At 60.4% G+C, this 24775-nt stretch carries 18 protein-coding genes and 1 tRNA gene; 15 read left to right on the plus strand and 4 right to left on the minus strand.

Annotated elements, in window-relative coordinates; translation table 11 throughout:
- Positions 1–25 precede the first annotated feature (25 nt).
- The 4 genes from dnaG (at position 26) to AAEZ05_RS00265 (ending at position 7881) form a co-directional block, all read left to right on the plus strand.
- Positions 26–2005 carry a DNA primase gene (gene dnaG, locus AAEZ05_RS00250; protein ID WP_350646420.1) on the plus strand — a complete coding sequence of 660 codons (1980 nt, stop codon included), beginning with the start codon at positions 26–28 and terminating at the stop codon, positions 2003–2005.
- 67 nt (positions 2006–2072) lie between these two features.
- The gene (gene rpoD / locus AAEZ05_RS00255) at positions 2073–3920 is read left to right on the plus strand and encodes an RNA polymerase sigma factor RpoD (RefSeq protein ID WP_045059956.1); all 1848 of its coding nucleotides are present in this window, start codon (positions 2073–2075) and stop codon (positions 3918–3920) included.
- A 122-nt stretch (positions 3921–4042) separates the two neighbouring features.
- Entirely contained in the window at positions 4043–7789 is a 3747-nt protein-coding gene (locus AAEZ05_RS00260) for an EAL domain-containing protein (RefSeq protein ID WP_350646421.1), read from the plus strand.
- Between the two features lie 15 nt (positions 7790–7804).
- Positions 7805–7881: transfer RNA gene (locus tag AAEZ05_RS00265), tRNA-Ile, on the plus strand.
- A 79-nt stretch (positions 7882–7960) separates the two neighbouring features.
- Here AAEZ05_RS00265 and AAEZ05_RS00270 read toward each other — a convergent pair.
- Positions 7961–8614 carry a hypothetical protein gene (locus AAEZ05_RS00270; protein ID WP_045060011.1) on the minus strand — a complete coding sequence of 218 codons (654 nt, stop codon included), beginning with the start codon at positions 8612–8614 and terminating at the stop codon, positions 7961–7963.
- Positions 8615–8873: 259 nt separating this feature from the next.
- On the opposite strand from AAEZ05_RS00270, the gene AAEZ05_RS00275 reads away from it, so the two are divergent.
- From AAEZ05_RS00275 to AAEZ05_RS00320, 10 genes are all read left to right on the plus strand, one after another.
- On the plus strand, positions 8874–9335 hold the full coding sequence (locus tag AAEZ05_RS00275; protein ID WP_045059954.1) for an Lrp/AsnC family transcriptional regulator: 462 nt from the start codon (positions 8874–8876) through the stop codon (positions 9333–9335).
- Between the two features lie 214 nt (positions 9336–9549).
- Complete coding sequence (locus AAEZ05_RS00280; protein ID WP_350598924.1) at positions 9550–11247, plus strand: flavin monoamine oxidase family protein; 1698 nt, start codon at positions 9550–9552, stop codon at positions 11245–11247.
- A gap of 11 nt (positions 11248–11258) precedes the next feature.
- Positions 11259–12053: a carbon-nitrogen hydrolase family protein gene (locus tag AAEZ05_RS00285; RefSeq protein WP_350646422.1), complete on the plus strand. Its 795-nt coding sequence runs from the start codon at positions 11259–11261 to the stop codon at positions 12051–12053.
- 48 nt (positions 12054–12101) lie between these two features.
- Positions 12102–14528, plus strand: coding sequence for a pyrroloquinoline quinone biosynthesis protein PqqF (gene pqqF / locus AAEZ05_RS00290; protein WP_350646423.1), 2427 nt, complete (start codon positions 12102–12104; stop codon positions 14526–14528).
- A gap of 156 nt (positions 14529–14684) precedes the next feature.
- Complete coding sequence (pqqA, locus tag AAEZ05_RS00295) at positions 14685–14759, plus strand: pyrroloquinoline quinone precursor peptide PqqA (RefSeq protein ID WP_009045898.1); 75 nt, start codon at positions 14685–14687, stop codon at positions 14757–14759.
- A gap of 76 nt (positions 14760–14835) precedes the next feature.
- Positions 14836–15747, plus strand: coding sequence for a pyrroloquinoline quinone biosynthesis protein PqqB (gene pqqB, locus AAEZ05_RS00300; protein ID WP_045059950.1), 912 nt, complete (start codon positions 14836–14838; stop codon positions 15745–15747).
- A gap of 101 nt (positions 15748–15848) precedes the next feature.
- The gene (gene pqqC, locus AAEZ05_RS00305) at positions 15849–16601 is read left to right on the plus strand and encodes a pyrroloquinoline-quinone synthase PqqC (protein WP_045059949.1); all 753 of its coding nucleotides are present in this window, start codon (positions 15849–15851) and stop codon (positions 16599–16601) included.
- Positions 16598–16873: a pyrroloquinoline quinone biosynthesis peptide chaperone PqqD gene (gene pqqD, locus AAEZ05_RS00310; RefSeq protein WP_045059948.1), complete on the plus strand. Its 276-nt coding sequence runs from the start codon at positions 16598–16600 to the stop codon at positions 16871–16873. Before pqqC ends, pqqD begins: the two co-directional genes overlap by 4 nt.
- Positions 16874–16877: 4 nt before the next feature.
- Positions 16878–18020, plus strand: coding sequence for a pyrroloquinoline quinone biosynthesis protein PqqE (gene pqqE, locus AAEZ05_RS00315; protein WP_163019526.1), 1143 nt, complete (start codon positions 16878–16880; stop codon positions 18018–18020).
- Positions 17986–19815, plus strand: coding sequence for a S9 family peptidase (locus AAEZ05_RS00320; RefSeq protein WP_350646424.1), 1830 nt, complete (start codon positions 17986–17988; stop codon positions 19813–19815). The genes pqqE and AAEZ05_RS00320 overlap by 35 nt, the downstream gene beginning before the upstream one ends.
- 90 nt (positions 19816–19905) lie before the next feature.
- On the opposite strand, the gene AAEZ05_RS00325 is transcribed toward AAEZ05_RS00320, so the two are convergent.
- Together AAEZ05_RS00325 and AAEZ05_RS00330 are read right to left on the minus strand one after the other, a co-directional pair.
- The gene (locus AAEZ05_RS00325) at positions 19906–20064 is read right to left on the minus strand and encodes a YqaE/Pmp3 family membrane protein (protein WP_033050408.1); all 159 of its coding nucleotides are present in this window, start codon (positions 20062–20064) and stop codon (positions 19906–19908) included.
- A gap of 194 nt (positions 20065–20258) precedes the next feature.
- Complete coding sequence (locus AAEZ05_RS00330) at positions 20259–21542, minus strand: aspartate aminotransferase family protein (protein ID WP_045059945.1); 1284 nt, start codon at positions 21540–21542, stop codon at positions 20259–20261.
- Between the two features lie 169 nt (positions 21543–21711).
- Here AAEZ05_RS00330 and AAEZ05_RS00335 point away from each other — a divergent pair, with 169 nt between their 5' ends.
- Positions 21712–22608: a LysR family transcriptional regulator gene (locus AAEZ05_RS00335; RefSeq protein WP_045059944.1), complete on the plus strand. Its 897-nt coding sequence runs from the start codon at positions 21712–21714 to the stop codon at positions 22606–22608.
- Between the two features lie 238 nt (positions 22609–22846).
- Here AAEZ05_RS00335 and AAEZ05_RS00340 read toward each other — a convergent pair whose 3' ends face one another.
- Entirely contained in the window at positions 22847–24625 is a 1779-nt protein-coding gene (locus AAEZ05_RS00340) for an acyl-CoA dehydrogenase C-terminal domain-containing protein (protein WP_350598917.1), read from the minus strand.
- Between the last annotated feature and the right edge of the window lie 150 nt (positions 24626–24775).

Consider the following 24775-nt stretch of genomic DNA (forward strand, 5'->3'; position numbering starts at 1 on the left):
ATTCAGCGCAGATGACGAGAACGCCATGGCCGGGCTAATTCCCCAGAGCTTCATTGACGACCTTCTGAACCGCACCGACATCGTCGATGTGGTGAGCTCGCGCCTGCAAATGAAAAAAGCCGGCAAGAACTACACTGCCTGCTGCCCGCTCCACAAAGAAAAAACCCCGTCTTTCAGTGTCAGCCCCGACAAGCAGTTCTACTATTGCTTCGGCTGCGGTGCTGGCGGTAACGCCCTCGGCTTCATGATGGACCACGACAACCTGGATTTCGTCCAGGCCGTCGAAGAGCTTGCCAAAGCCGCAGGCATGGAAATCCCCAGGGAAGAAAGTGGCCGGCCGCACAAACCACGACAGCCCACCGACTCCCCGTTATATTCCCTGCTGACTGCCGCCGCCGAATTTTATCGCCAGGCGCTCAAGAGCCATCCGTCGCGCAAGGCTGCCGTGGATTACCTGAAGGGGCGCGGCCTGACCGGCGAAATAGCCCGGGACTTTGGCCTTGGTTTCGCTCCGCCTGGCTGGGACAACCTGTTCAAGCACTTGAGCAGCGACACCTTGCAGCAGAAAGCCATGGTCGATGCCGGCCTGCTGATCGAGAACGCCGAAACCGGCAAACGCTATGACCGCTTCCGCGATCGCGTGATGTTCCCGATCCGCGACAGCCGCGGCCGCATTATTGCCTTTGGCGGCAGGGTGCTGGGCGACGACAAGCCCAAATACCTGAACTCGCCGGAAACCCCGGTGTTTCATAAAGGCCAGGAACTCTACGGCCTCTACGAAGCACGCAAGAACAACCGCAATCTCGATGAAATCATCGTGGTTGAGGGCTACATGGATGTCATCGCCCTGGCGCAGCAAGGCCTGCGCAACGCCGTGGCAACGCTGGGCACAGCCACCAGCGAAGAACACTTGAAGCGACTGTTTCGTGTCGTGCCCAACGTGCTGTTCTGCTTTGACGGCGATCAGGCCGGCCGCAATGCCGCCTGGCGCGCGCTCGAAGCGACGCTGCCGTGCCTGCAGGACGGGCGGCGTGCGCGGTTCCTGTTCCTGCCCGAAGGCGAGGACCCGGATACCCTGGTCCGCTCGGAGGGCACCGATGCCTTCCGCGCAAGGATCAACCAGCACGCACAACCGCTGGCCGACTATTTTTTCCAGCAGTTGACTGAAGAATCGGACCCGCGCTCGCTCGAAGGCAAGGCCCATATGGCCACGCTGGCCGCACCGCTGATCGACAAGGTGCCCGGCGCCAACCTGCGTATCCTGATGCGCCAGCGCCTGAGTGAAATCACCGGCCTGAGTGGCGAAGCCGTCAGCCAGTTGGTGCAAAGCGCTCCGCAAGATGCGCCGCCGGCCTACGATCCAGGCATCGACTATGACGCCATGCCCGACTACAGCGACTATCATCAGCCGCAATCACCCGACATGTACACGCCGCAGCAGGAGTGGACGCCGAAGAAGCCTGGCGCCGGCGGCAAGAAGTGGGACAAGAAGCCCTGGGACAAGAACGGCAAGCGTGGCGGTGATCGCGATCAGCAGAGCGCACCACGCACGCCGATCGCTGTCGAAGCCCCTACACTGATTGCACTGCGCACGCTGATTCATCATCCGCAACTGGCCGGCAAGGTGGAAACCGCCGACCATTTCGCCAATGAAAGCAATACCTACGCACAACTGCTGGTCGCCCTTATCGAGGCGGTGCAGAAAAATCCTAAGCTAAACTCTATCCAGTTGATGGCCCGCTGGCACGGCACCGAACAGGGTCGCCTGCTCAAGGCTTTGGCGGAAAAGGAGTGGCTGATTGACGGCGACAACCTTGAACAACAGTTTTTAGACACCATTACTAGGTTATCAGCAGGTCAACACACAGACAGCCTGGAAGTTCTGATCAGGAAAGCAAGGCAGCCAGGATTGACTGCCGAGGAAGCAAATCAGATCGCAAATCAGATGCGCGACCTATTAAAACGTAATGTGGCTGTATCAAACCCGACCTCAACTGGCGCGTGAGGTCATAGCTCAGGTATAATCCTCGGCTTGTTTTTTGCCCGCCAAGACCTTCAGTGGATAGGGTGTTATGTCCGGAAAAGCGCAACAGCAGTCTCGTATCAAAGAGTTGATCACACTTGGTCGTGAGCAGGGCTACCTGACTTACGCGGAGGTCAACGACCACCTGCCGGAGGATATTTCAGATCCGGAACAGGTGGAAGACATCATCCGCATGATCAACGACATGGGGATCAACGTATTCGAGGTTGCGCCAGATAAGGATTCCCTTATGCTGGCCGACGCCGATACCGACGAAGCTGCGGCCGAAGAGGCAGCAGCAGCGTTGGCAGCGGTCGAGACCGACATTGGTCGCACCACCGACCCAGTGCGCATGTACATGCGTGAAATGGGTACGGTAGAGCTCCTCACTCGTGAAGGCGAAATTGAAATCGCCAAGCGTATTGAAGAGGGCATCCGCGAAGTGATGGGCGCAATCGCGCACTTCCCTGGCACGGTTGACCATATTCTCTCCGAGTACACTCGCGTCACCACCGAAGGTGGCCGCCTGTCCGACGTCCTGAGCGGTTATATCGACCCGGACGACGGTATTGCGCCGCCTGCTGCAGAAGTGCCGCCGCCAGTCGATCCGAAAGCCGTGAAAGCGGATGACGACACCGATGACGACGACGCCGAAGCGACTGACGACGAAGAAGAAGCCGAAAGCGGTCCGGATCCGGTCATCGCAGCACAGCGTTTTGGCGCTGTCTCCGACCAGATGGAAGTCACCCGCAAGGCCCTGAAAAAGCACGGTCGTGGCAACAAGCTGGCGATTGCCGAGCTGGTGCTTCTGGCTGAGCTGTTCATGCCGATCAAACTGGTGCCGAAGCAATTCGAAGGCCTGGTCGAGCGTGTTCGCAGTGCCCTGGATCGTCTGCGTCAGCAAGAGCGAGCGATCATGCAACTGTGCGTTCGTGATGCCCGCATGCCGCGTGCCGACTTCCTGCGTCAGTTCCCAGGCAATGAAGTTGACGAAAGCTGGACCGATGCACTGGCCAAAGGCAAAAGCAAATACGCTGAAGCCATTGGTCGCCTGCAGCCGGACATCATTCGTTGCCAGCAGAAGCTGATCGCGCTGCAAACCGAAACCGGTTTGACGATTGCCGAAATCAAGGACATCAACCGTCGCATGTCGATCGGTGAGGCCAAGGCCCGCCGCGCGAAGAAAGAGATGGTTGAAGCGAACTTGCGTCTGGTGATCTCCATCGCCAAGAAGTACACCAACCGTGGCCTGCAATTCCTTGATCTGATCCAGGAAGGCAACATCGGCTTGATGAAAGCGGTGGACAAGTTCGAATACCGTCGCGGCTACAAATTCTCGACTTATGCCACCTGGTGGATCCGTCAGGCGATCACTCGCTCGATCGCCGACCAGGCCCGCACCATCCGTATTCCGGTGCACATGATCGAGACGATCAACAAGCTCAACCGTATTTCCCGGCAGATGTTGCAGGAAATGGGTCGCGAACCGACTCCGGAAGAGCTGGGCGAACGCATGGAAATGCCTGAGGACAAGATCCGCAAGGTATTGAAGATCGCTAAAGAGCCGATCTCCATGGAAACCCCGATCGGTGATGACGAAGACTCCCACCTGGGTGACTTCATCGAAGACTCGACCATGCAGTCGCCAATCGATGTAGCTACCGTTGAGAGCCTTAAAGAAGCGACTCGCGAAGTACTATCCGGCCTCACTGCCCGTGAAGCCAAGGTACTGCGCATGCGCTTCGGTATCGACATGAATACCGACCACACCCTCGAGGAGGTTGGTAAGCAGTTCGACGTAACCCGTGAACGGATTCGTCAGATCGAAGCCAAGGCGCTGCGCAAGCTGCGCCACCCGACGAGAAGCGAGCATCTGCGCTCCTTCCTCGACGAGTGATCACAAAACCCCCGGCCCAGGCCGGGGGTTTTGCTTTATGTAGATTAAATCCCCCGCACTTCCCTCCCGCCGAATTGCCCGTCTACACTCGAAACATTCCCCCGAGCCATAACGAGAGCGTTATGCCCAGACTGCCGACCGTGCTTTTTTTACTGTCGCTGATCACCTGGACCACAACGGCTGGCGCTCTGACTCTAACCGACGAAGAACGTAGCTGGCTGGACGCCCATCCGCACCTGCGCCTGGGTGTCGATGCGTCCTGGCCACCTTTCGAGTTTCGGGACGATCAGGGCCGCTACCAGGGTCTTGCCGCAGACTATATCGACGTGATTCGGCAACGCCTGTCGGTCGACCTCAAACCGGTCGAGCCCGTCAGCTGGACGGTGGTCCTGGAGCAGGTCAAACAAGGCAAGCTGGATCTGCTGCCGGGCATCATGTCGACCCCGGAACGCCAATCTTATTTATCCTTCACGCGCCCTTACCTGGACTTTCCGATCGTCATCCTCGCCCACGTGGGGGGCGCCCAGCCGCGCAAAATCGCGGACTTATACGGGCTGAAAATAGCCGTGGTGGACAACTACGCCCCCCATGAACTGCTGCGCACCCATCATCCCGACCTGAACCTGGTGGCCATGCCCAACGTCAGCTCGGCACTGCAGGCGCTGGCGACGGATGAAGTAGACGCCGTGGTCGGCGATCTCGCCTCCAGCGTCTGGAGCCTGCGCCAGTTGAAGCTCGACGGCCTGTATGTGAGCGGCGAGACGCCCTACCGCTATCAACTGGCCATGGCCGTGCCCAAGGACAACAAAATACTGGTTGGCATCCTGGACAAGGTCCTGGCGGACATGAGCCCGGCTGAAATCAGCGCCATTCAGGAGCATTGGGTCGGCAACGTGCTGGATCACCGTACATTCTGGTCCGACCTGCTGGTTTACGGCCTGCCGGGATTATTGCTGCTGATCACCGTGCTGGCGGTCGTCATCAGGATCAATCGCCGACTGAGCTCGGAAATTTCCCGCCGGGTCGATCTCGAACAGGAATTGCGCAGCAGCGAGTATCACTACCGCGGCCTGGTCGAGAGCCTTTCGGCCATTGCCTGGGAAGCGCGTATCAGCGACTTCACCTACAGCTACGTGTCGCCGCATGCCGAAGAACTGCTCGGCTACCCGCTCTCCCATTGGCTGATCCCGGGGTTCTGGCGCAACATCATTCACCCTGCAGACCTGACCCGAGCCCAAACCTTCTGCGACCACGAAGTCCTGGCCGGGCGTGATCACACGGTCGATTACCGCGTGATCACCGCCGACGGTCGGTGCCTGTGGGTACGCGACATCGTCAGCCTGATCGAGCATGGGCACGAGCCGGTGCTGCGCGGCCTGATGATCGACATCAGCGACGCCAAACGCACCGAAGAAGCGCTACGCCTGTCCGAGCAGAAGTTCGCCTCGGTCTTCCAGCAGTGCCCTGACATTCTGGTGATTGCGCGGTTGTCCGATGGCTGCCTGCTGGAGGTCAACGAAGCGTTTGAGGAGCAGATCGGCCTCAGCGCCGAGGCAGTCATCGGCCAAACCGCCACTGACCTGAACATCTGGGGCATCCCCGGCGTCGGCCCGGGCCTGCTGCAGCGCTTGCAGGCAGGCAGCATCCGCAACCTCGAGATGCCCTTTCGCCGCAACAACGGCCAAGTGTTCACCGGCCTGATCTCCGCCGAACCCTTCGACCTGGATGCCACCCCGGCGCTGGTCGTTGTCGTTCGTGACATCAGCCAGCTCAAGGAGACCCAACAGCAGCTGCAAATCTCCGAGGAGAAATTCGCCAAGGCGTTCCACGCTTCCCCGGACGGCTTGTTGCTGTCGCGCCAAAGCGATGGCCTGTTGATGGAGGTCAACGATGGCTTCAGCCGCATCACCGGCTTCAACAGCGCGATGTCGGTCGACCGCTCCTCCCTGGAACTGGGCATCTGGGTCAACCTCAACGAGCGCAAGCAGATGCTCGACCTGCTCAATCGCGATGGTTTTGTTCGCGACTTCAGTTGCCACATCCGCCGCAGCGACGGGCAGATTCGCCTTTGCGAAGTGTCCAGCCGGCCGCTGCCGATCGGCAATGAAGATTGCATGTTGACCATCGCCCGGGACATTACCGAACGCCACCTGATGCAGGAGAAGCTGCAACAGGCCGCTACCGTGTTCGAGAGCACCGCCGAGGGCGTGTTGATCACCGACACCCAGCAGCACATCAGCGCGGTTAATCGCGCGTTCACCGAAATCACCGGTTACAGCGAAAGCGAAGCACTGGGTCACACCCCTCGCCTGCTCGCATCAGGCCTGCATGACAGCGCGTTTTATGCCGCCATGTGGCATCAACTGACCGCCGAAGGCCATTGGCAAGGGGAGATTTCCAACCGCCGTAAAAACGGAGAGCTGTACCCCAGCTGGCTGACCATCAGCGCAGTGCGCAACCGCGACCGATTCATTACCCACTTTGTTGCCGTGTTCGCCGACATTTCCAGCCTCAAGCACGCCCAGGCCAAGCTCGACTACCAGGCGCACCACGACCCACTGACCGGCCTGCCAAACCGCACATTGTTCGAAAACCGGCTGCTGACTGCGCTGAACAACCAGCAGGAAAACGGCGGCCAGGGCGCAGTACTGTTTCTCGACCTGGACCGCTTTAAACACATCAACGACAGCCTCGGCCATCCGGTCGACGACCTGCTGCTCAAGGGCATTGCCGTGCGCCTCAAAGAGCAGCTGCGGGACATCGACACCGTGGCACGACTCGGCGGCGATGAATTCATCATTTTGCTTCCAGGCCTTCAACAACCCAGCGATGCCGACTACATCGCCAACAAGTTGCTCAATTGCTTCTCGGCGCCGTTCCAGGCCGGTGAACATGAGTTCTTCATCAGCGCCAGCATTGGCACCAGCCTCTATCCCCGTGACGGCGGTGACGTAGCCACGCTGGTCAAGAATGCCGACGCCGCGATGTACCGCTCCAAGGCCAAGGGGCGCAACCGCGTCGAAAGCTACACCCGCGACCTGACCGCCCAGGCCAGTGAGCGGGTAGCGCTGGAACACGAGTTGCGCCGCGCCATCGAGCGCAATGAACTACACCTGCACTACCAGCCGAAGATCAGCCTCGACGACCATCGCCTGGTCGGCGCCGAAGCACTGATCCGCTGGCGCCACCCGACTTTCGGTGATGTGCCACCAGAGAACTTCATTGCCCTGGCCGAAGAAAACGGCATGATCCTGCAAATCGGCGACTGGGTACTGGAAACCGCCTGCCGCCAGATGCTCGAGTGGAATCAGCTCTATCAAAGCATGGGCCCGCTGTCGGTAAACCTGGCAGGCGCCCAGCTGCGCCAACCCAACCTGCTCGGGCGCATCGAACAACTGCTCAAGGACAACCGTCTCAGACCGGATCTACTGCAACTGGAAATTACCGAAAACTTCATCATGAGCCAGGCGGAAGAAGCGCTGGCAGTGCTGCACCAGCTCAAAAACCTGGGCGTGCAACTGGCAATCGATGACTTCGGTACAGGCTATTCATCCCTGAGCTACCTAAAGCGGCTCCCGCTGGACATCCTCAAAATCGACCAGTCTTTCGTCCGCGGCCTGCCGGACGACCCGCACGACGTGGCCATCGTTCGCGCAATCATCGCCCTGGGCCGCAGCATGCAATTCACCGTGATCGCCGAAGGCGTCGAGACCCAGGCCCAGCAACAATTCCTCGCTGCCGAAGGCTGCGACCAGATCCAGGGTTACATCGTCAGCCTGCCCCTGCCACCCGACGAATTCGCCGCGACATTTCTTCGTACAACAGTTTCGAGCTTTTCGGATAGCACAGCCGAGAAACCATCGTTATAATCCGCGACCTACTGAGGGCCTATAGCTCAGTTGGTTAGAGCAGAGGACTCATAATCCTTTGGTCCACGGTTCAAGTCCGTGTGGGCCCACCAAACATAAAAGCCGCGCTTTGCGCGGCTTTTGCGTTTTTCTCTTCCTGGCTTGATTCCAGTCAGAACCTCACCGCACACGTCAGTGTGGTGGTGCCACCCGAACCAATGGAATGCCCCGCACCAACCCCAAACGCTCCAGCGTCGCCGCAGGCAACACCACCTCATACGTATCCGCCGACCGGCCCCACTGCTCCACGATAGCCATGCCATCCACCAGCACGCTTGCTAACCCGGAAATCGTTTCGGCCCGTTCTTCGACGATCTTCTGAGTCCGGACCCACAAGTCGTCTGTTATCACCTTGAGCTGCGCCGCTACCTGGTCGGATGACGCTGGATGGGTGTCAGGGCAGGCTATATTGCGCAGCAGATGCTGAAGCTCTTTGACTTTTGCGTAGTCCTGCTCAGCGCCCTGCGCACCCTTGAGAATGCCTACGGCTTGCGCCTTGTCGACCCGCCTGGCAATCGAATGAGTTGAAGACAGGGTCTGTCCCATGGCCCCAGCCAGAAGCACCATCACCCTGGCCTCCAGATGCGTCTTCATCGCCTCCATGGAGGCAATCGGGCGCGCCAGGGTGATCGAAGCACCGCCTTGGTGGCGCAAGTCCATGGTCACGGACAAGGTCACTCCACCTGTTGCAAACCCCAACGCTTGGGCCACCACGTAGTGCCCCATTTCGTGATGCGCAATCTGCAGTGCGCGTTCCCGGATGACCGGGGGCAACTTGCTGGTCATTTTCATCGCCTCGCATCCCTGGACAGTGCATTCGACTACGAGCGGCGGCAGCTGTCCATCCAGCAGGCCGGATTGGGTAGCCAGGGAGGCGCCCAGAGTGGGCACGCCGAGCGGGATCGGCAGTTGCATGCGAATGACCAGCGGGCCGGTGTGCTGCACCGTCTTCATCGGAACAGTGTTGAGCCTGGATCAAACATCCGCGATGTGTGGCGGGCCTGTAACATGCAGCCCCAATGATCCATGCCGCTGGAGACGCCCCTTGCCCGACATTCGCCCGCCTGTCCTTGACGAAATCGACCGCCAATTGATCGCCGCGCTGCAGATCAACGCCCGCGAAAGCGTGGCCATGCTCGCCAGGCAACTGGGCATTGCCCGCACTACAGTGACTTCAAGGCTGGCACGGCTGGAGAAGGCCAAGGTCATCACCGGCTATGGCGTGCGTCTGGGCCAGCGATTGGTTGACGGCGGGCTTCAGGCGTATGTGGGGATCACCGTGCAACCGCGTTCGGGCAAGGAAGTGCTGCGCCGTCTCAGTGCGATGGCGCAGGTCCAGCAACTGTGTGCGGTCAGTGGTGAATTTGATTATGTCGCCTGGTTGCGGACGGATTCGCCGGAGCAGCTGGATCAGTTGCTGGATCAGATCGGCAGTGTGGATGGGGTGGAGAAAACCACGACTTCAATCATTTTGAGCAGCAAGATTGATCGCGGGCAGCCGGTATGAGTTTCGGACAGGGGTGATCCTGCTGGCCTCATCGCCGGCAATCTTTGCCGCACCGATGGTCGATATGCCTATTTAATTCGTCATTCTGATCGGTAAACCAGCAAAACGACGACACATTGCGTCTTATTAACGTATTCGACGCGCTCTAGAATGGCCGGCATCTTTTCCTATACTCAGATGCGCATTCCGCGTCGGGTCGCCAGCAAGGTCAGCCATGAACAAGAACAATCGCCATCCTGCAGACGGTAAGAAACCAGTCACCATCTTTGGCCCGGACTTCCCGTTTGCCTTTGACGACTGGATCGAACATCCGGCCGGCCTGGGCAGTATTCCTGAAGACAATCACGGTGCCGAGGTAGCGATCGTCGGTGCGGGCATCGCCGGCCTGGTGGCGGCCTATGAGCTGATGAAGCTGGGCCTCAAGCCCGTTGTCTATGAAGCCTCGAAAATGGGCGGGCGTTTGCGCTCCCAGGCTTTCAACGGCGCTGACGGCATCGTGGCCGAGCTGGGCGGCATGCGTTTTCCCGTGTCGTCCACGGCGTTCTACCACTATGTCGACAAGCTCGGCCTGCAGACCAAACCGTTCCCGAACCCGCTGACCCCGGCGTCAGGCAGCACGGTGATCGATCTGGAAGGCAAAACTCATTACGCGCAGAAACTCGCGGACCTTCCTGCACTGTTCCAGGAAGTGGCTGACGCCTGGGCGGATGCGCTGGAAGCCGGCTCGCAGTTTTCAGATATCCAGCAAGCCATCCGCGACCGCGACGTACCGCGCCTCAAGGAGCTGTGGAACACCCTGGTGCCGCTGTGGGATGACCGGACCTTCTACGACTTCGTCGCCACTTCCAAGGCATTCGCCAAACTGTCGTTCCACCACCGGGAAGTGTTTGGCCAGGTCGGCTTCGGGACAGGCGGCTGGGATTCGGACTTCCCCAACTCGATGCTGGAAATCTTCCGCGTGGTCATGACCAACTGCGACGACCACCAGCACCTGGTGGTCGGCGGCGTGGAACAGGTACCGCTGGGCATCTGGCGCCATGTGCCGGAACGCTGCGTGCACTGGCCCCAGGGCACCAGCCTCAGTTCACTGCACAGCGGCGCTCCGCGTTCGGGGGTGAAGAAGATTGCCCACGCGCCGAACGGGCGCTTCACCGTCACCGACAACTATGGCGACTCCCGCGAGTACGCAGCGGTGCTGACCACCTGCCAGAGCTGGCTGCTGACCACCCAGATCGAGTGCGACGAAAGCCTGTTCTCGCAGAAAATGTGGATGGCCCTGGACCGCACCCGCTACATGCAATCCTCGAAAACCTTTGTGATGGTCGACCGGCCATTCTGGAAGGACAAGGACCCGCAGACCGGTCGCGACCTGATGAGCATGACGCTCACCGACCGCCTGACCCGCGGCACCTACCTGTTCGACAACGGCCAGTATGAAAATGGCGTCGACAAGCCTGGGGTGATTTGCCTCTCGTACTCATGGATGAGCGATGCCCTGAAGATGCTCCCGCACCCGGTGGAGAAGCGCGTGAAGCTGGCGCTGGACTCCCTGAAGAAGATCTACCCGAAAGTCGACATTGCCGCGCGCATCATTGGCGACCCGATTACCGTGTCCTGGGAAGCCGACCCGCATTTCCTCGGCGCATTCAAAGGCGCCCTGCCCGGTCACTACCGCTACAACCAGCGCATGTATGCCCACTTCATGCAGGATGACATGCCCGCTGAGCAGCGCGGAATCTTCATCGCCGGCGATGACGTGTCGTGGACGCCGGCGTGGGTCGAAGGGGCTGTGCAGACCTCGCTCAATGCGGTGTGGGGCATCATGAAACACTTCGGCGGTGAAACTCACGCCGAGAACCCGGGTCCAGGAGATGTGTTCAACGAGATCGGTCCGATCGCCCTGCCCGAGTAAAAGGAGTTCAAATGCGCGTAGCTCTATACCAATGCCCGCCACTACCACTGGATGTCGCCGGCAACCTGCAGCGTCTGCATCAACTGGCACTGGAGGCCAAGGGTGCAGATTTGCTGGTATTGCCGGAGATGTTCCTGACCGGCTACAACATTGGCATCGATGCCGTCAGCGTACTGGCCGAAGTGCACAACGGTGAATCGGCGCAGCAAATCGCGCGCATCGCTAAAACCGCCGGCATTGCCATCCTGTATGGCTATCCCGAGCGCACCGAGGACGGGCAGATCTACAACTCGGTGCAATTGATCGACGCCCACGGTGAGCGCCTGTGCAACTACCGCAAGACGCACCTGTTCGGCGACCTCGATCACTCGATGTTCAATGCCGGCGGCAACGACTTCCCGGTGGTGGAGCTCAACGGCTGGAAGCTCGGCTTTCTGATCTGCTACGACCTGGAGTTCCCGGAAAATGCTCGACGCCTGGCCCTGGCAGGTGCCGAGTTGATCCTGGTACCGACGGCGAACATGATTCCTTACGACTTCATCGCCGACGTCACGGTCCGCTCCCGGGCCTACGAGAACCAGTGCTACGTGGCCTATGCCAATTACTGCGGGGCAGAAGGCGACATTCACTACTGCGGCCAGAGCAGCATTGCCGCACCGGATGGTAGCCGCGTGGCCCAGGCCGGTCTGGATGAAGCCTTGATCGTCGGCGAGCTGGATCGCCAGTTGATGCTCCATTCCCGGGCGGCCAATCGTTACCTGATCGATCGTCGTCCCGAGCTTTATGGCGACCTGAACAAGCGCTGATCCACCGTTATCCGCTAGCATTAGCGCTTCTCTGTACTGGAAGTGCTCATGCCTGCGTCGAATCCCTCCCGTCCCCACACTGAAACCCTGGCCAACGGCCTGCGGGTGACGCTGCGCCACGCGCCGCATCTCAAGCGCTGCGCCGCTGTGCTGCGGGTGAATGCGGGCAGTCACGACGTGCCTCTGGCGTGGCCTGGGCTGGCGCATTTTCTCGAACACCTGCTTTTTCTGGGCACCGAGCGTTTTCCCGCAGGCCAGGGCTTGATGGCCTACGTGCAAGGGCATGGCGGCCAGGTCAATGCGCGCACCAACGAACGTACCACCGACTTTTTCGTCGAACTGCCGCCAGCACTTTTCAGCGGTGGGCTGGAGCGCCTGTCGGACATGCTCGCTCACCCGCGTATGAACCTGGACGAACAGTTGCGCGAACGCGAAGTGCTGCACGCGGAATATGTCGCCTGGTCCCAGGACGCGACGGCGCAACAACAACATGCGCTGTTCGAAGGACTGTCGGCCACTCACCCGTTGCGGGGATTCCATGCGGGCAATCGCGACAGCCTGGCGGTCGAGCGGCCTGAGTTTCAGCGCGCGCTGCAGGACTTCCATCAGCATTTCTATCAAGCCGGGCAAATGACATTGAGCCTGGCGGGGCCGCAAAGTCTCGAGGATTTGAAGGCGTTGGCCGAGGTGTTCGCCCAACCTGTTGCCAAAGGTGAAAAAGCCCCGCAAACAGCGCCTGCCGCCCTGATGCAATCAGCAAGCAACAGTTATCAACAGGCCGGTGAAGGACGTGTGGATCTGCTGTTCGCGTTCGAGGCACTGCCTGGTTCGTCCCGCGAAGCGCTGGCGTTCCTGTGTCACTGGTTAAACGCGGTCAAACCCGCAGGGTTCCTCGCAGAGTTGCGCAAGGCTGGGCTGGCGGAACAATTGACCGCCAGGCCGCTGTATCAATTCGCCGGACAAGCGTTGCTGCACCTGGGCTTCACGACCACTCAACCGCACCAGGTGCTCGTGCTTCGCGAGCAACTGCAGAACTGGCTGGGCTTTTTTGCCGCCCAGCAGCATCAGCCGCAATGGCGCGACGAATTCAGCGCCCTGCTGCAACGCCAGCAGCGAATCAGCAGCGCCCTGCGCCTGGCGCAACTGGACAGCGAACAGGCCGGGACAAGCGACCACGAAGCGCTCGCGCTTGAGCAAATCCTCGCTCAAATCGGCGCTGTGGATAAGTTCAGCGGGCCATGGCAACTGCCACTTCCCAACCCGTTCCTGCAAACAGAAACTGCAGCGCCCAGCGCCGGACTGATTCGTGGGCAGACCAGCAAGCATCGCGGCCTGCGTACCTTTGCCCAGGATCGCTTGCGCAGTCGCCGCGAACAATCGCCCATGCAGTTCAGCCAGGCGTTGCCGGACAATACGGATGAAGGCGCGATCCATCTGCGCTGGCGGCTGGCAGCCAGCCCTCGGCCTGAGCTTCAGGCAAACCTGGAACAGCGTCTTCTGACCTTGCGTGAAGACGCGCGCCAGGCGGGTGTGGATTGCTCCTTCAGTGCCTGCGGCAATCAATGGCTACTGAAAATGACCGGCCTGCAGGACCCCATGCCGATCATCCTCGAGCATGCGCTAAAAGAGCTGACAAAGGCCGAGACCGATGTTCCACGGGAACCGCCCAAGCGCCTGGCGCTGATGCCTATTCGACAGTTGCTCGAGGCGTTGCCCGGGCAATGCCTGGAGCCAGTCGAGGAATCGGCAGACCTGCAGCACCTCTGGGCGGGAGCGCGCTGGGACGGGCTGGCCACCGGTCTTTCCAGCCAGACCCAGGCGGCAATGGGCCTGCCCTTGAGTCGCGTGCCAGGCGTGGCGGACACCCAATTGACCGCACCCGCTTCGATCAATACCCAGCACCTGTGGACGAAGATCGATACAGCCTCCAGTGAACACGCTCTGCTGCTGTTCTGTCCGGTCGCTACCCGGCAGATTGCTGACGAGGCGGCCTGGCGCCTGCTCGCGCACCTGTGCCAGACGCCCTTCTACCAGCGCCTTCGCGTGGAACAGCAGCTGGGTTATGCGGTGTTCAGTGCGCTGCGGCAGCTGCATGGCCAGGTGGGCATCGTCTTCGGGGTGCAATCGCCGAGCGTCGTTGCGCATGAGCTGCTCAAGCACATCGAGGCCTTCATCAGCGACCTGCCGGCGATGCTTGAGGGCATCGACGAGGCAGTCATCGACACCCAGCGCCAGGCCTTGGCGGCTCAGTTCGACATCACTGCACTGGAGCAGTCCCAGGCCAGCGAACTGTTGTGGCAGGGCAAACTGGGCGGCCGCTCGTCGGATTACCTGGAGCAGTTGCAGCGGGCACTTTTAACGACAGACTCACAGGCCCTGCTAGATGCAGCCCGCAGTGTTGATGAGGCCACCGGCGGGTGGCGCTGCCTGGCCAGCGCTGTGTCTCCCGGCCTGCCCTGGCAAGTGGCAAAATGATCATTACCGAGGCTGCAAAGAGCTTTCTCAAAGTTTCACGGGCAAGAGTTCTGTAATTTTGAGTAACATAGCCACCTAACTATCTGAACATCTCCAGCTGGAGGTGGACTATATGTATAGATCTCAACTGTCCCAACCACCTGAAGGAGCACTCCCATGTCCTGGTCCAAACCTGCTTACACCGACCTGCGTATCGGCTTTGAAGTCACCATGTACTTCGCCAGCCGCTAATAAGTTGTTCTCGCGGTTCAGCGCCTCGGTTCACCGGGGCGTTTTTATTTTTCGGATTTGAAATGTTGGAGCGGCCATGTTTGTCCAGATTCTAGGTTCCGCCGCTGGCGGTGGTTTCCCCCAGTGGAACTGCAACTGCGCGAACTGCGCAGGCTTTCGCGACGGCAGCCTGAAGGCCACCGCGCGTACCCAGTCGTCCATCGCGATATCCGATGACGGCGTCAATTGGGTGCTGTGCAATGCCTCGCCGGACATCCGCGCCCAGCTCCAGAGCTTCGCCCCGATGCAACCGGGCCGCGCACTGCGCGATACGGGCATCAGCGCGATCATCCTGATGGACAGCCAGATCGACCACACCACCGGCCTGCTCAGCCTGCGCGAAGGTTGCCCGCACCAGGTGTGGTGCACGGACATGGTTCATGAGGACCTGAGCACAGGTTTTCCGTTGTTCACCATGCTGACCCACTGGAACGGCGGGTTGAGCTGGAACCGCATCGAGCTCGACCACAGCTTCAGTATCCCCTCCAGCCCGAACCTGCGCTTCACTCCGCTGCCTTTGCGCAGTGCGGCACCGCCTTACTCGCCACACCGCTTCGACCCGCATCCGGGTGACAACATCGGCCTTATCGTCGAAGACCTGAACACCGGCGGCAAGCTGTTCTATGCACCAGGCCTGGGCAAGGTCGATGCGCCGTTGCTGGAGATCATGGCCTCCAGCGACTGCGTGCTGGTCGATGGCACGATGTGGGATGACGACGAGATGCAGCGTCGCGGCGTTGGTACTCGCACCGGTCGGGAAATGGGCCATCTGGCGCAAAACGGCCCGGGGGGCATGCTCGAAGTGCTGGAACAACTGCCTGATCAGCGCAAGGTGCTTATTCACATCAACAACACCAACCCGATTCTCGATGAAGATTCGCCGCAGCGTGCCGAGCTGGTTCGGCGCAAGGTTGAAGTGGCCTATGACGGCATGAGTATTGTGCTGTAGCTGACGGCCCCATCGCGGGCAAGCCTTGCTCCCACAGTGGATGAGCAAGGCTTGCCCGCGATGAGGCCAGCCCGGACACCACCGAACACCGGAGAACCGAAATGCCCGACACCCCGATGTCCCCCACCGAATTCGAAGCCGCCCTGCGCGCCAAGGGCGCCTACTACCACATCTACCACCCCTACCACGTGGCGATGTACGAAGGTCGCGCCAGCCGCGAGCAGATTCAGGGCTGGGTCGCCAACCGCTTCTACTATCAGGTGAACATCCCCCTCAAAGATGCGGCGATCCTCGCCAACTGCCCGGACCGCGAAATCCGCCGCGAGTGGATACAACGCCTGCTCGACCACGACGGCGCCCCCGGTGAAGACGGCGGGATCGAAGCCTGGTTGCGCCTGGGCCAGGCCGTTGGCCTCGATCCGGACCAGCTGCGCTCCCAGGAACTGGTGTTGCCCGGCGTGCGCTTCGCCGTGGACGCTTACGTCAATTTCGCCCGCCGAGCCAGTTGGCAGGAAGCCGCCAGCAGTTCCTTGACTGAACTGTTCGCACCGCAGATCCACCAGTCGCGCCTCGACAGCTGGCCGCAGCACTACCCGTGGATCGACCCTGCCGGCTACGAATATTTCCGTACCCGCCTGGGCCAGGCACGCCGCGATGTCGAGCACGGGATGGCGATTACTCTGCAGCACTACACGACGCGGGAAGGCCAGGAGCGCATGCTGGAAATTCTCCAGTTCAAACTGGACATTCTTTGGAGCATGCTCGATGCCATGAGCATGGCCTACGAACTGAACCGCCCGCCGTATCACAGCGTGACCGCACAACGGGTCTGGCATAAAGGAATCATCTTATGAGTTTTGATCGCAGCAAAACCCCCACCTGGCGCCCGGGCTACCGTTTCCAATATGAACCCGCGCAGAAAGGCCACGTGCTGCTTTACCCCGAAGGCATGATCAAACTCAACGACAGCGCCGCCCTGATTGGCGGCCTGATCGACGGCGAGCGCGACGTGGCAACGATCATCGCCGAGCTGGACGCACAGTTCCCGGGTGTGCCCGAGCTTAGTGAAGACATTGAGCAATTCATGGAGGTCGCCCGTGCTCAGCACTGGATCGAACTTGCCTGACAGCGTGTCGGACAAGTTACCGCCCAAGCCTGAAATCGGCTTGCCTCTCTGGCTCCTGGCCGAGCTGACCTATCGCTGCCCCCTGCAATGCCCCTACTGCTCCAATCCCCTGGATTTCGCCGAGCAGGGCAAAGAGCTGAGCACCGAACAGTGGATCAAGGTATTTCGCGAGGCGCGGGAAATGGGCGCCGCGCAGCTGGGCTTTTCCGGGGGTGAACCCCTGGTGCGCCAGGACCTCGCCGAACTGATCGCCGAAGCGCGCAAACTGGGCTTTTACACCAACCTGATTACCTCAGGCATCGGGCTTACCGAGCAGAAAATCAGCGACTTCAAGAAGGCTGGACTGGACCACATTCAGATCAGTTTCCAAGCCAGCGACGAGCAAGTGAACAACTTGCTGGCCGGCTCGAAAAAGGCCTTCGCGCAGAAGCTGGAAATGGCCCGGGCAGTGAAAGCCCATGGCTACCCGATGGTGCTGAACTTCGTGACCCATCGGCACAACATCGACAAGATCGACCGCATCATCGAGCTGTGCATCGCCCTCGAGGCCGATTTCGTCGAGCTCGCAACGTGCCAGTTCTACGGCTGGGCGCAGCTCAATCGGGTCGGCCTGTTGCCAACCAGGGAACAACTGGTGCGTGCCGAGCGCATCACCAACGAATACCGGGCCAAACTGGAGGCCGAAGGGCATCCGTGCAAGCTGATCTTCGTCACGCCGGACTACTACGAAGAACGTCCGAAAGCCTGCATGAACGGCTGGGGCAGTATCTTCCTGACGGTCACCCCGGACGGCACCGCCCTGCCCTGTCACGGCGCGCGACAAATGCCTGTACAGTTCCCCAACGTGCGCGATCACAGCATGCAGCACATCTGGTACGACTCGTTCGGCTTCAACCGTTTTCGCGGTTACGACTGGATGCCTGAACCGTGCCGCTCGTGCGACGAGAAAGAAAAGGACTTCGGCGGCTGCCGCTGCCAGGCCTTCATGCTCACCGGAGACGCGAGCAATGCCGACCCGGTTTGCAGCAAGTCGCAACACCACGGCGTGATTCTCAAGGCCCGCGAAGAAGCCGAGCACGCGACCCAAACCATTGAACAACTGGCCTTTCGCAATGAACGAAACTCACGCCTCATCGCCAAAAGCTGAGCCTTTCAGCGCCGCCAGGGCCGTCGCCGCCGGTGTCGACTTTGCGGAGCTGCAGCTCGGCTCCCAGGGTTTGTTCTGGAACGAGTACCGTCCTGAGGATGGCGCGTGTCGCATTTGGCATTGGCGCAATAGTCAGGCCCGCTGCCTGACGCCTGCCGGGTTCAGCGTGCGCAGTCGTGTCTACGAATATGGCGGCGGCGCGTTCTGCCTGACCGATGACGGGATTGTTTTCGTCAACGAGGCTGACCAGCAACTGTATCGACAGTCGCTGGCCGGTGAAACCCCGGTTGGGCTGACTTCAGGTGAATGCCGTTACGGTGACCTGCAGTTCGCCGATGGCCAGGTCCTGGCCGTCGAGGAGCACCGGGACCGCCATCGACTGGTCGCCATCGATATTGCCAACGGCAGCCGTCACCTGCTGGCAGAAGGTGCCGACTTCTACGCCGCGCCAACTCTGAGCAAAGGCGCCCGGCGCCTGGCGTGGATCGAATGGAGCCGACCGCATCAACCCTGGACCGCTACCCGATTGATGGTCGCCGAGCGCGACAGTGATGGCGGTTTCAACAGCCCGCGCTGCGTGGCTGGTCAGCGCAACGACGAATCACTCCAGCAACCGCGCTTCGATACCCGTGGTCGCCTGTCCTGCCTGACCGATCGCGCCGGCTACTGGCAGCCCTGGGTCGAGGCCGAAGACGGGCTTCACCCACTTCCCGCAGCCGCTGCCGATCACGCCCCCGCGCCGTGGCAGCTCGGTGGCTGTACATGGCTGCCCCTGGCCGACGACAGCTACCTGGCAAGCTGGACCGAAGAAGGTTTTGGCAAACTGGGCCTGGCAGGCAATCAAGATAAAGATTTCACGGGCGGCTACAGTCGCTTTCGGCATCTCGCCCTTGATGAGCAATTCATCTATTGCATCGCGGCTTCGCCGGTCAGCCCATCAGCCGTGATTGCCATCGATCGCGCCACCGGCGAGTTCAACGTGCTGGCCGGTGGCATCGCGCCACTGCCTGCCGATCAGATCAGCACTGCGCAAACCCTGCGTTACCCCAGCGGAACGGGTGAAGCCCATGGCTTCTTCTATCCGGCGATGAGGGCTGAGGCGAAGCCGCCGCTGGTAGTGTTCATCCACGGTGGCCCAACCTCCGCCTGCTATCCGATGCTCGATCCGCGAATCCAGTATTGGACGCAACGCGGCTTCGCCGTGGCCGATCTGAATTATCGTGGCAGCAGCGGTTATGGACGAGCCTATCGTCAGGCGCTGCATTTGAAGTGGGGCGAAGTGGACGTCGAAGACGCCTGTGCCGTCGTTTCCCATCTGGCCGACAGCGGGTTGATTGACGGTGACCAGGCATTCATCCGCGGCGGCAGCGCCGGTGGCTACACCACCCTGTGTACGCTGGCTTTTCACCACGTCTTCCGCGCAGGCGCCAGTCTTTACGGCGTGAGCGACCCGGTGGCCCTTGGCCGCGCCACTCACAAGTTCGAAGGTGACTACCTGGATTGGCTGATTGGCGACCCGGTGCAGGATGCCGAACGCTACGCCGCACGAACCCCTTTGCTGCATGCGAGCAACATTGGTGTGCCGATGATTTTTTTCCAGGGTGAACTGGATGCCGTGGTGGTACCGCAGCAGACCCGTGACATGGTCAAGGCGTTGCAGGACAACGGCATTGTGGTGGAAGCGCATTACTACGCGGACGAGCGCCACGGCTTTCGCAAGGCGAGCAACCAGGCGCACGCGCTGGAGCAGGAGTGGTTGTTCTATCGGCGGGTGCTGGGGCTGGACAAGTGCTGACACCGCAGTGCCAGCATCGCCAGCCAGCTAGCGCCTACACCTGTAGGCGCTAGCTGACTGGCGATTGCAATATAACTGACGCAACACATCTCAACGCTTGGCGATGATATAAACCGCATGCACGATCCCTGGAATATACCCGCACAGCGTCAGCAGAATGTTCAGCCAGAATGCCCCGCCAAACCCCACCTGCAGGAACACACCCAGTGGCGGCAACAGAATGGCGATGATGATTCGAATGATATCCATGGGTCAGCTCCTGATTGAAGTAGGCTCCGGTGAGCCGCACACCTAATCGACCCGCGCCGTTCGTCAGGGTTCACTGCTTCCCACGCTTAGCGCAGCCATACAGGCAAAAAAAACGCCCCACGCCAAAAAAATCAGGCCTGGGGCGATGCGTTATACCGCGAGACGGTTCGGAAATTCCTGCAGGAAGGGTCTGGTCAGACGGCAATCCCTTTGCGGCACTGCAGTTGCGCGGTGCGCACGCGAGAGAACGCACGGGCCAGGCGCAGGAGCATCTCGTCAACGTTGGCTTTGCTCACCGTGAGTGCCGGGGTGAAGCGCAGGCAAGCCGGTTGCGGGGCGTCGATCAGCAAGCCTTCGTACAGCGCGGCTTTGACCACTGCCTCGGCCGAGTCGTCGGACAGATCCAACCCCCAAAGCAGCCCTTGCCCGCGCAGTTCGCCGTGGCCGTAACGGTGCGCCAGACGCGCCAGGCCTTCGCGCAAGTGCTGGCCGACCGTGACGACATGCTCAAGAAATCCACGTTCCTGCAGCGCATCCATTACTGCCAGGCCCGCAGCGCTCATCAGCGCATTACCATGATGGGTCCCCGTCAGCTCACCCCGGTCGAAACAACAGGCAGTACCTCGGGCGAGTAAAGCGGCCAGCGGTACTCCCCCGCCCAAGCCTTTGCCCAGCACGACGATATCGGCACGGACATCACAGGATTGTTCCACGAGTAGCTGGCCGCATCGGCCTAGACCAGTCTGCACTTCATCGAAGATCAGCAAAATACCCAGCTCGCGGCACAAACGCTCGACGCCCTTGAGGTAATTCGCGGTGGCCGGGATGACGCCTGCTTCGCTCTGGATCGGCTCGAGCATAACCGCCACCGTTCTGGCGTCGACAGCCGCATGCAGAGCCGCGAGGTCGTTGAACGGAACGTGACTGAAGCCTGGAAGTTGCGGTTCGAACCGATTGGTCAGCGTCGAGCTGTCCGACGCCGAAATAGTCGCGAGACTGCGGCCATGGCAAGCATTGCTGGCCACGATGATGCGCGAGGCTCCGGCACGGTGCCGCTGCCCCCATTTACGCGCCAGCTTGATTGCCGCTTCGCAGGCTTCGGTGCCGGTGTTGAGCAAGTACGCCTGGTCGCTACCGGTGAGCTGGCACAGTCGTGCGGCGAGGCTGAGCATGCCGCGGTTGTGCAAAGCAAAGCCGGGGTTGATCAGCGCCTGCGCCTGCTCGGCAATCGCACTTACAAGCGCTGAAGGGCTATGCCCCAAGCTGTTGGCACCTCGCCCCTGGGTGAAATCCAGATACGCACGGTCGGCGCTGTCCCACAGCCAGGAGCCCTGGCCGCGCACGAATACTTGCTGAGGGCGCTCGACGCTGGGCATCAGGTACTCGCGGGAGGGGTTAACCGTTGTAGATGGCGCAATCGCGTCCAGGGCGAGGTCGTCAAGGTCCGGGAGACCACGACGCATTTTGAACAGATTCATCAGATTTCACCTCGGTGGAGGTTTTTTGCATTGCCTATGTAAATGACTTCAAGGTAATCGGTGTTCATCGTCCGCGTTGGCCCTGTAAGCCCTCTCATTGCGGTTAGACTAGGCGGATGGGCGACATTCGACCATTTCGATTTAGCAGTACTTTCGATAAGAGTTACTTATGGATTTCAAGCAACTGCGCTATTTCGTCGCGGTCTACGAAGAAGGTCATGTGGGCCGGGCGGCGGAGCGACTGGCCATCTCCCAACCCGCCCTGTCGCAGCAGATCCGTCACCTTGAGGAAAACCTCGACGTCAGCCTCTTCGAACGCAGCAGCAAGCGCCTGCTGCCGACCCTGGCCGCTCATACCTTGTACAACCACGCTTTGCCCTTGCTCGATGGCTTGCAGCGCGCACGCGAAGCGTTGGGCAACTTCAAGGGCCAGGCCCTGCGTACCCTGGCCATCGGCGTATTGCAGACCGTCCACACCAGCCTCGTGCCGCAGATGCTCGAACGGGTGCGCAAGGCCCAACCGCACCTGGTGGTGCAGATCTATGAATTGACCGGCCTGGAAATAGAACGACGGTTGCTCAATGGATCGCTGGATATCGGCATCAGCTACCTGCCGCCCCGCCAGCCTGGTTTGCACGGGGTATTGCTGTACGAAGATGAACTGACGCTGGTCATCCCGGCGGATCACCCGTTGCGTGAATTCAAGAAAGTCTCGATGAGCCAAGCCGCCGAACTGCCAATGTTGTTGCTGGGGGAGGAGTTTCAGGTGCGGCAGATCTGGCAGACACAGCTAGCCAATCTCGGGCGGCGTCCGCAAGTGCAGGCGGAACTGAATAATATGGCGGGGATTCTCGACAGTCTGCCGCACACCCGCCTGGCCACGGTACTTCCGGGACGCTCACAGAAGGCCCTGGGCAACGACGAACTGCTATGGAAACCGTTGACCGAGCCGCGGGTGCCGTTGAAAGTAGGCTTGGTGTGTCGCGATGTGCAGCGTCAACAAGCCTCGCTGGCCTTGTTGCGTACACTGCTGGAAGAGGTCATCAATGGTCCGGCCGAGCGTTAGGCGCGCAGGCCGGCATTTTCTTGCGGACAAAGAAAACCCCGCCGAAGCGGGGCTTTGCAGACTGTTTCCCTGACATCCATTTCGCTCCGCCGTCCTGGCAGAATCCTACGTGTCCGTGTTGTTGCTTTGCGCTTCCTGCGCGACGTCCATGTGAAGTAGATTAGCTCTGGATCCAATTTTCGCATAGGGCAGATCGGCAGCACGTCGTGTAAGCAAATGCTTACATGACGTTACATCTTTAAAATTGTGCTGCATCCAGCAGGAACAGCGACTCGCTGCCCGCCTGCACCGAAGCGCTCAACGAATGAATACGCGGCAGCAGACGTGCGAAGTAGAAACGCGCAGTGCCCAGTTTGCTCGCGTAGAAATCATCCTGGTTTTCCTTGCCGAACGCGGCCTTGGCCATCAGCGCCCACATATAGGCGTAGGCCACATAACCAAATGCCTGCAGGTACTCGACCGAGGCGGCGCCAATTTCATTCGGGTTGCTTTTGGCACGATCCAGCAGCCAGGCAGTCAGCTCGTCGAGCGTTGTCACAGCATCGTTGAGCGGCTTGGTGAACTCCGAAAGGTCGGCGCTTGCCGTCGCGGTGAAGTGACGGATCTCGTCAGCGAACAGGTTATAAAACGCCCCGCCGCTGCCGACGATCTTGCGGCCGACCAGATCCAGTGCCTGGATGCCGTTAGTGCCTTCGTAGATCTGCGTGATGCGCACGTCGCGCACCAGTTGCTCCTGGCCCCATTCGCGAATGTAGCCATGGCCACCAAAGACCTGCTGGCCGTGCACGGTAGTCTCCAGCCCCAGGTCGGTCAGGAACGCCTTGGCGACCGGGGTCAGCAGCGCCACCAGGTCTTCTGCGCGCTTGCGGGTGACCGCCTCCTCGCTGAACTTGGCGGTGTCGAGCTGCATGGCCACATAGGTGGAGAACGCACGGCCGCCTTCGTTCGAGGCTTTCATGGTCAGCAGCATGCGCCGCACGTCCGGGTGGACGATGATCGGGTCAGCCACCTTGTCCTTGTTTTGCGCACCTGTCGGCGAGCGGCTCTGCAGGCGGTCGCGAGCGTATTCAACGGCGTTCTGGTAAGAGCGTTCGCCAGTGGCCAGCCCTTGAATGCCGACGCCCAGGCGCTCGTAGTTCATCATGGTAAACATCGCAGCCAGGCCTTTGTTCGGCTCCCCGACCAGATAACCCACGGCTTCGTCGAAGTTCATCACGCAGGTCGCGGAGGCCTGGATACCCATCTTGTGTTCGATCGACCCACAATTGGCCGGGTTGCGCGCGCCCAGGCTGCCATCGGCATTGACCATGAACTTGGGCACCAGGAACAGGGAAATACCCTTGGGCCCCGCAGGTGCGTCTGGCAGTTTGGCCAGCACCAGGTGGATGATGTTCTCGGTCAGGTCGTGTTCGCCGCCGGTGATGAAGATCTTGGTGCCGCTGACCTTGTATGAACCGTCGGCCTGAGGCTCTGCCTTGGTGCGGATGATCCCCAGGTCGGTACCGGCGTGCGGTTCGGTCAGGCACATCGAGCCTGCCCAGACACCGGAGTACATGTTCGGCAGGTAGGCGGCCTTGAGCTCTTCGCTGGCATGGGCATTGATCGACAGGCAGGCGCCGGCGGTCAGCATCGGGTACAGGCCGAAAGACAGGCTGGCAGAGTTGACCATCTCTTCGACCTGAGCAGACACCGCCTTGGGCATGCCCATTCCACCGTAGGCCGGATCACCGCCTACACCGACCCAACCGCCTTCGGCGTAAGTCTGATAAGCCTGGGGGAAACCTGCCGGCGTGGTGACAGCACCGTCCGCCCAATGGCAACCTTCTTCATCGGCCGCGCGACTGAGCGGTGCGATACTTTTGCTGGTGACCTTGCCGGCTTCCTCGAGAATGGCCTCTACGGTTTGCGCGTCGACGGTGTCGGCCAGCGCAGGCAACTCGGCCCAGAGTTTGGCGACCTCGAACACTTCATTGAGAACGAAGCGCATATCGCGCAGGGGCGCTTTGTAGTCAGCCATGGCAAACCTCGCAGGATCTTTACAGTTGATTCACGGAAAGTATTTCGGTTGAATCGAGTGTACCCCAACAACTTTTACGACACATAGCGTCAGCTTGTGACTATTTTGTAATTTTTGGTCACCGAAAACCACGTCGCAGCCACCACCCGG

Origin of the sequence: Pseudomonas sp. HY13-MNA-CIBAN-0226, assembly GCF_040310305.1 — a bacterium.
Lineage (GTDB): Bacteria > Pseudomonadota > Gammaproteobacteria > Pseudomonadales > Pseudomonadaceae > Aquipseudomonas > Aquipseudomonas gregormendelii.

What these genes read in the sequence shown, in the direction of transcription:
- pqqC (WP_045059949.1), top strand. Translation starts at nt 15,849, where the DNA reads ATGCCCGACACCCCGATGTCCCCCACCGAATTCGAAGCCGCCCTGCGC.
- AAEZ05_RS00270 (WP_045060011.1), bottom strand. Translation starts at nt 8,614, where the DNA reads ATGACCAGCAAGTTGCCCCCGGTCATCCGGGAACGCGCACTGCAGATT.
- rpoD (WP_045059956.1), top strand. Translation starts at nt 2,073, where the DNA reads ATGTCCGGAAAAGCGCAACAGCAGTCTCGTATCAAAGAGTTGATCACA.
- AAEZ05_RS00325 (WP_033050408.1), bottom strand. Translation starts at nt 20,064, where the DNA reads ATGGATATCATTCGAATCATCATCGCCATTCTGTTGCCGCCACTGGGT.
- AAEZ05_RS00280 (WP_350598924.1), top strand. Translation starts at nt 9,550, where the DNA reads ATGAACAAGAACAATCGCCATCCTGCAGACGGTAAGAAACCAGTCACC.
- AAEZ05_RS00335 (WP_045059944.1), top strand. Translation starts at nt 21,712, where the DNA reads ATGGATTTCAAGCAACTGCGCTATTTCGTCGCGGTCTACGAAGAAGGT.
- AAEZ05_RS00285 (WP_350646422.1), top strand. Translation starts at nt 11,259, where the DNA reads ATGCGCGTAGCTCTATACCAATGCCCGCCACTACCACTGGATGTCGCC.
- AAEZ05_RS00260 (WP_350646421.1), top strand. Translation starts at nt 4,043, where the DNA reads ATGCCCAGACTGCCGACCGTGCTTTTTTTACTGTCGCTGATCACCTGG.
- AAEZ05_RS00320 (WP_350646424.1), top strand. Translation starts at nt 17,986, where the DNA reads ATGAACGAAACTCACGCCTCATCGCCAAAAGCTGAGCCTTTCAGCGCC.
- pqqF (WP_350646423.1), top strand. Translation starts at nt 12,102, where the DNA reads ATGCCTGCGTCGAATCCCTCCCGTCCCCACACTGAAACCCTGGCCAAC.
- dnaG (WP_350646420.1), top strand. Translation starts at nt 26, where the DNA reads ATGGCCGGGCTAATTCCCCAGAGCTTCATTGACGACCTTCTGAACCGC.
- AAEZ05_RS00340 (WP_350598917.1), bottom strand. Translation starts at nt 24,625, where the DNA reads ATGGCTGACTACAAAGCGCCCCTGCGCGATATGCGCTTCGTTCTCAAT.
- pqqB (WP_045059950.1), top strand. Translation starts at nt 14,836, where the DNA reads ATGTTTGTCCAGATTCTAGGTTCCGCCGCTGGCGGTGGTTTCCCCCAG.
- pqqD (WP_045059948.1), top strand. Translation starts at nt 16,598, where the DNA reads ATGAGTTTTGATCGCAGCAAAACCCCCACCTGGCGCCCGGGCTACCGT.
- AAEZ05_RS00330 (WP_045059945.1), bottom strand. Translation starts at nt 21,542, where the DNA reads ATGAATCTGTTCAAAATGCGTCGTGGTCTCCCGGACCTTGACGACCTC.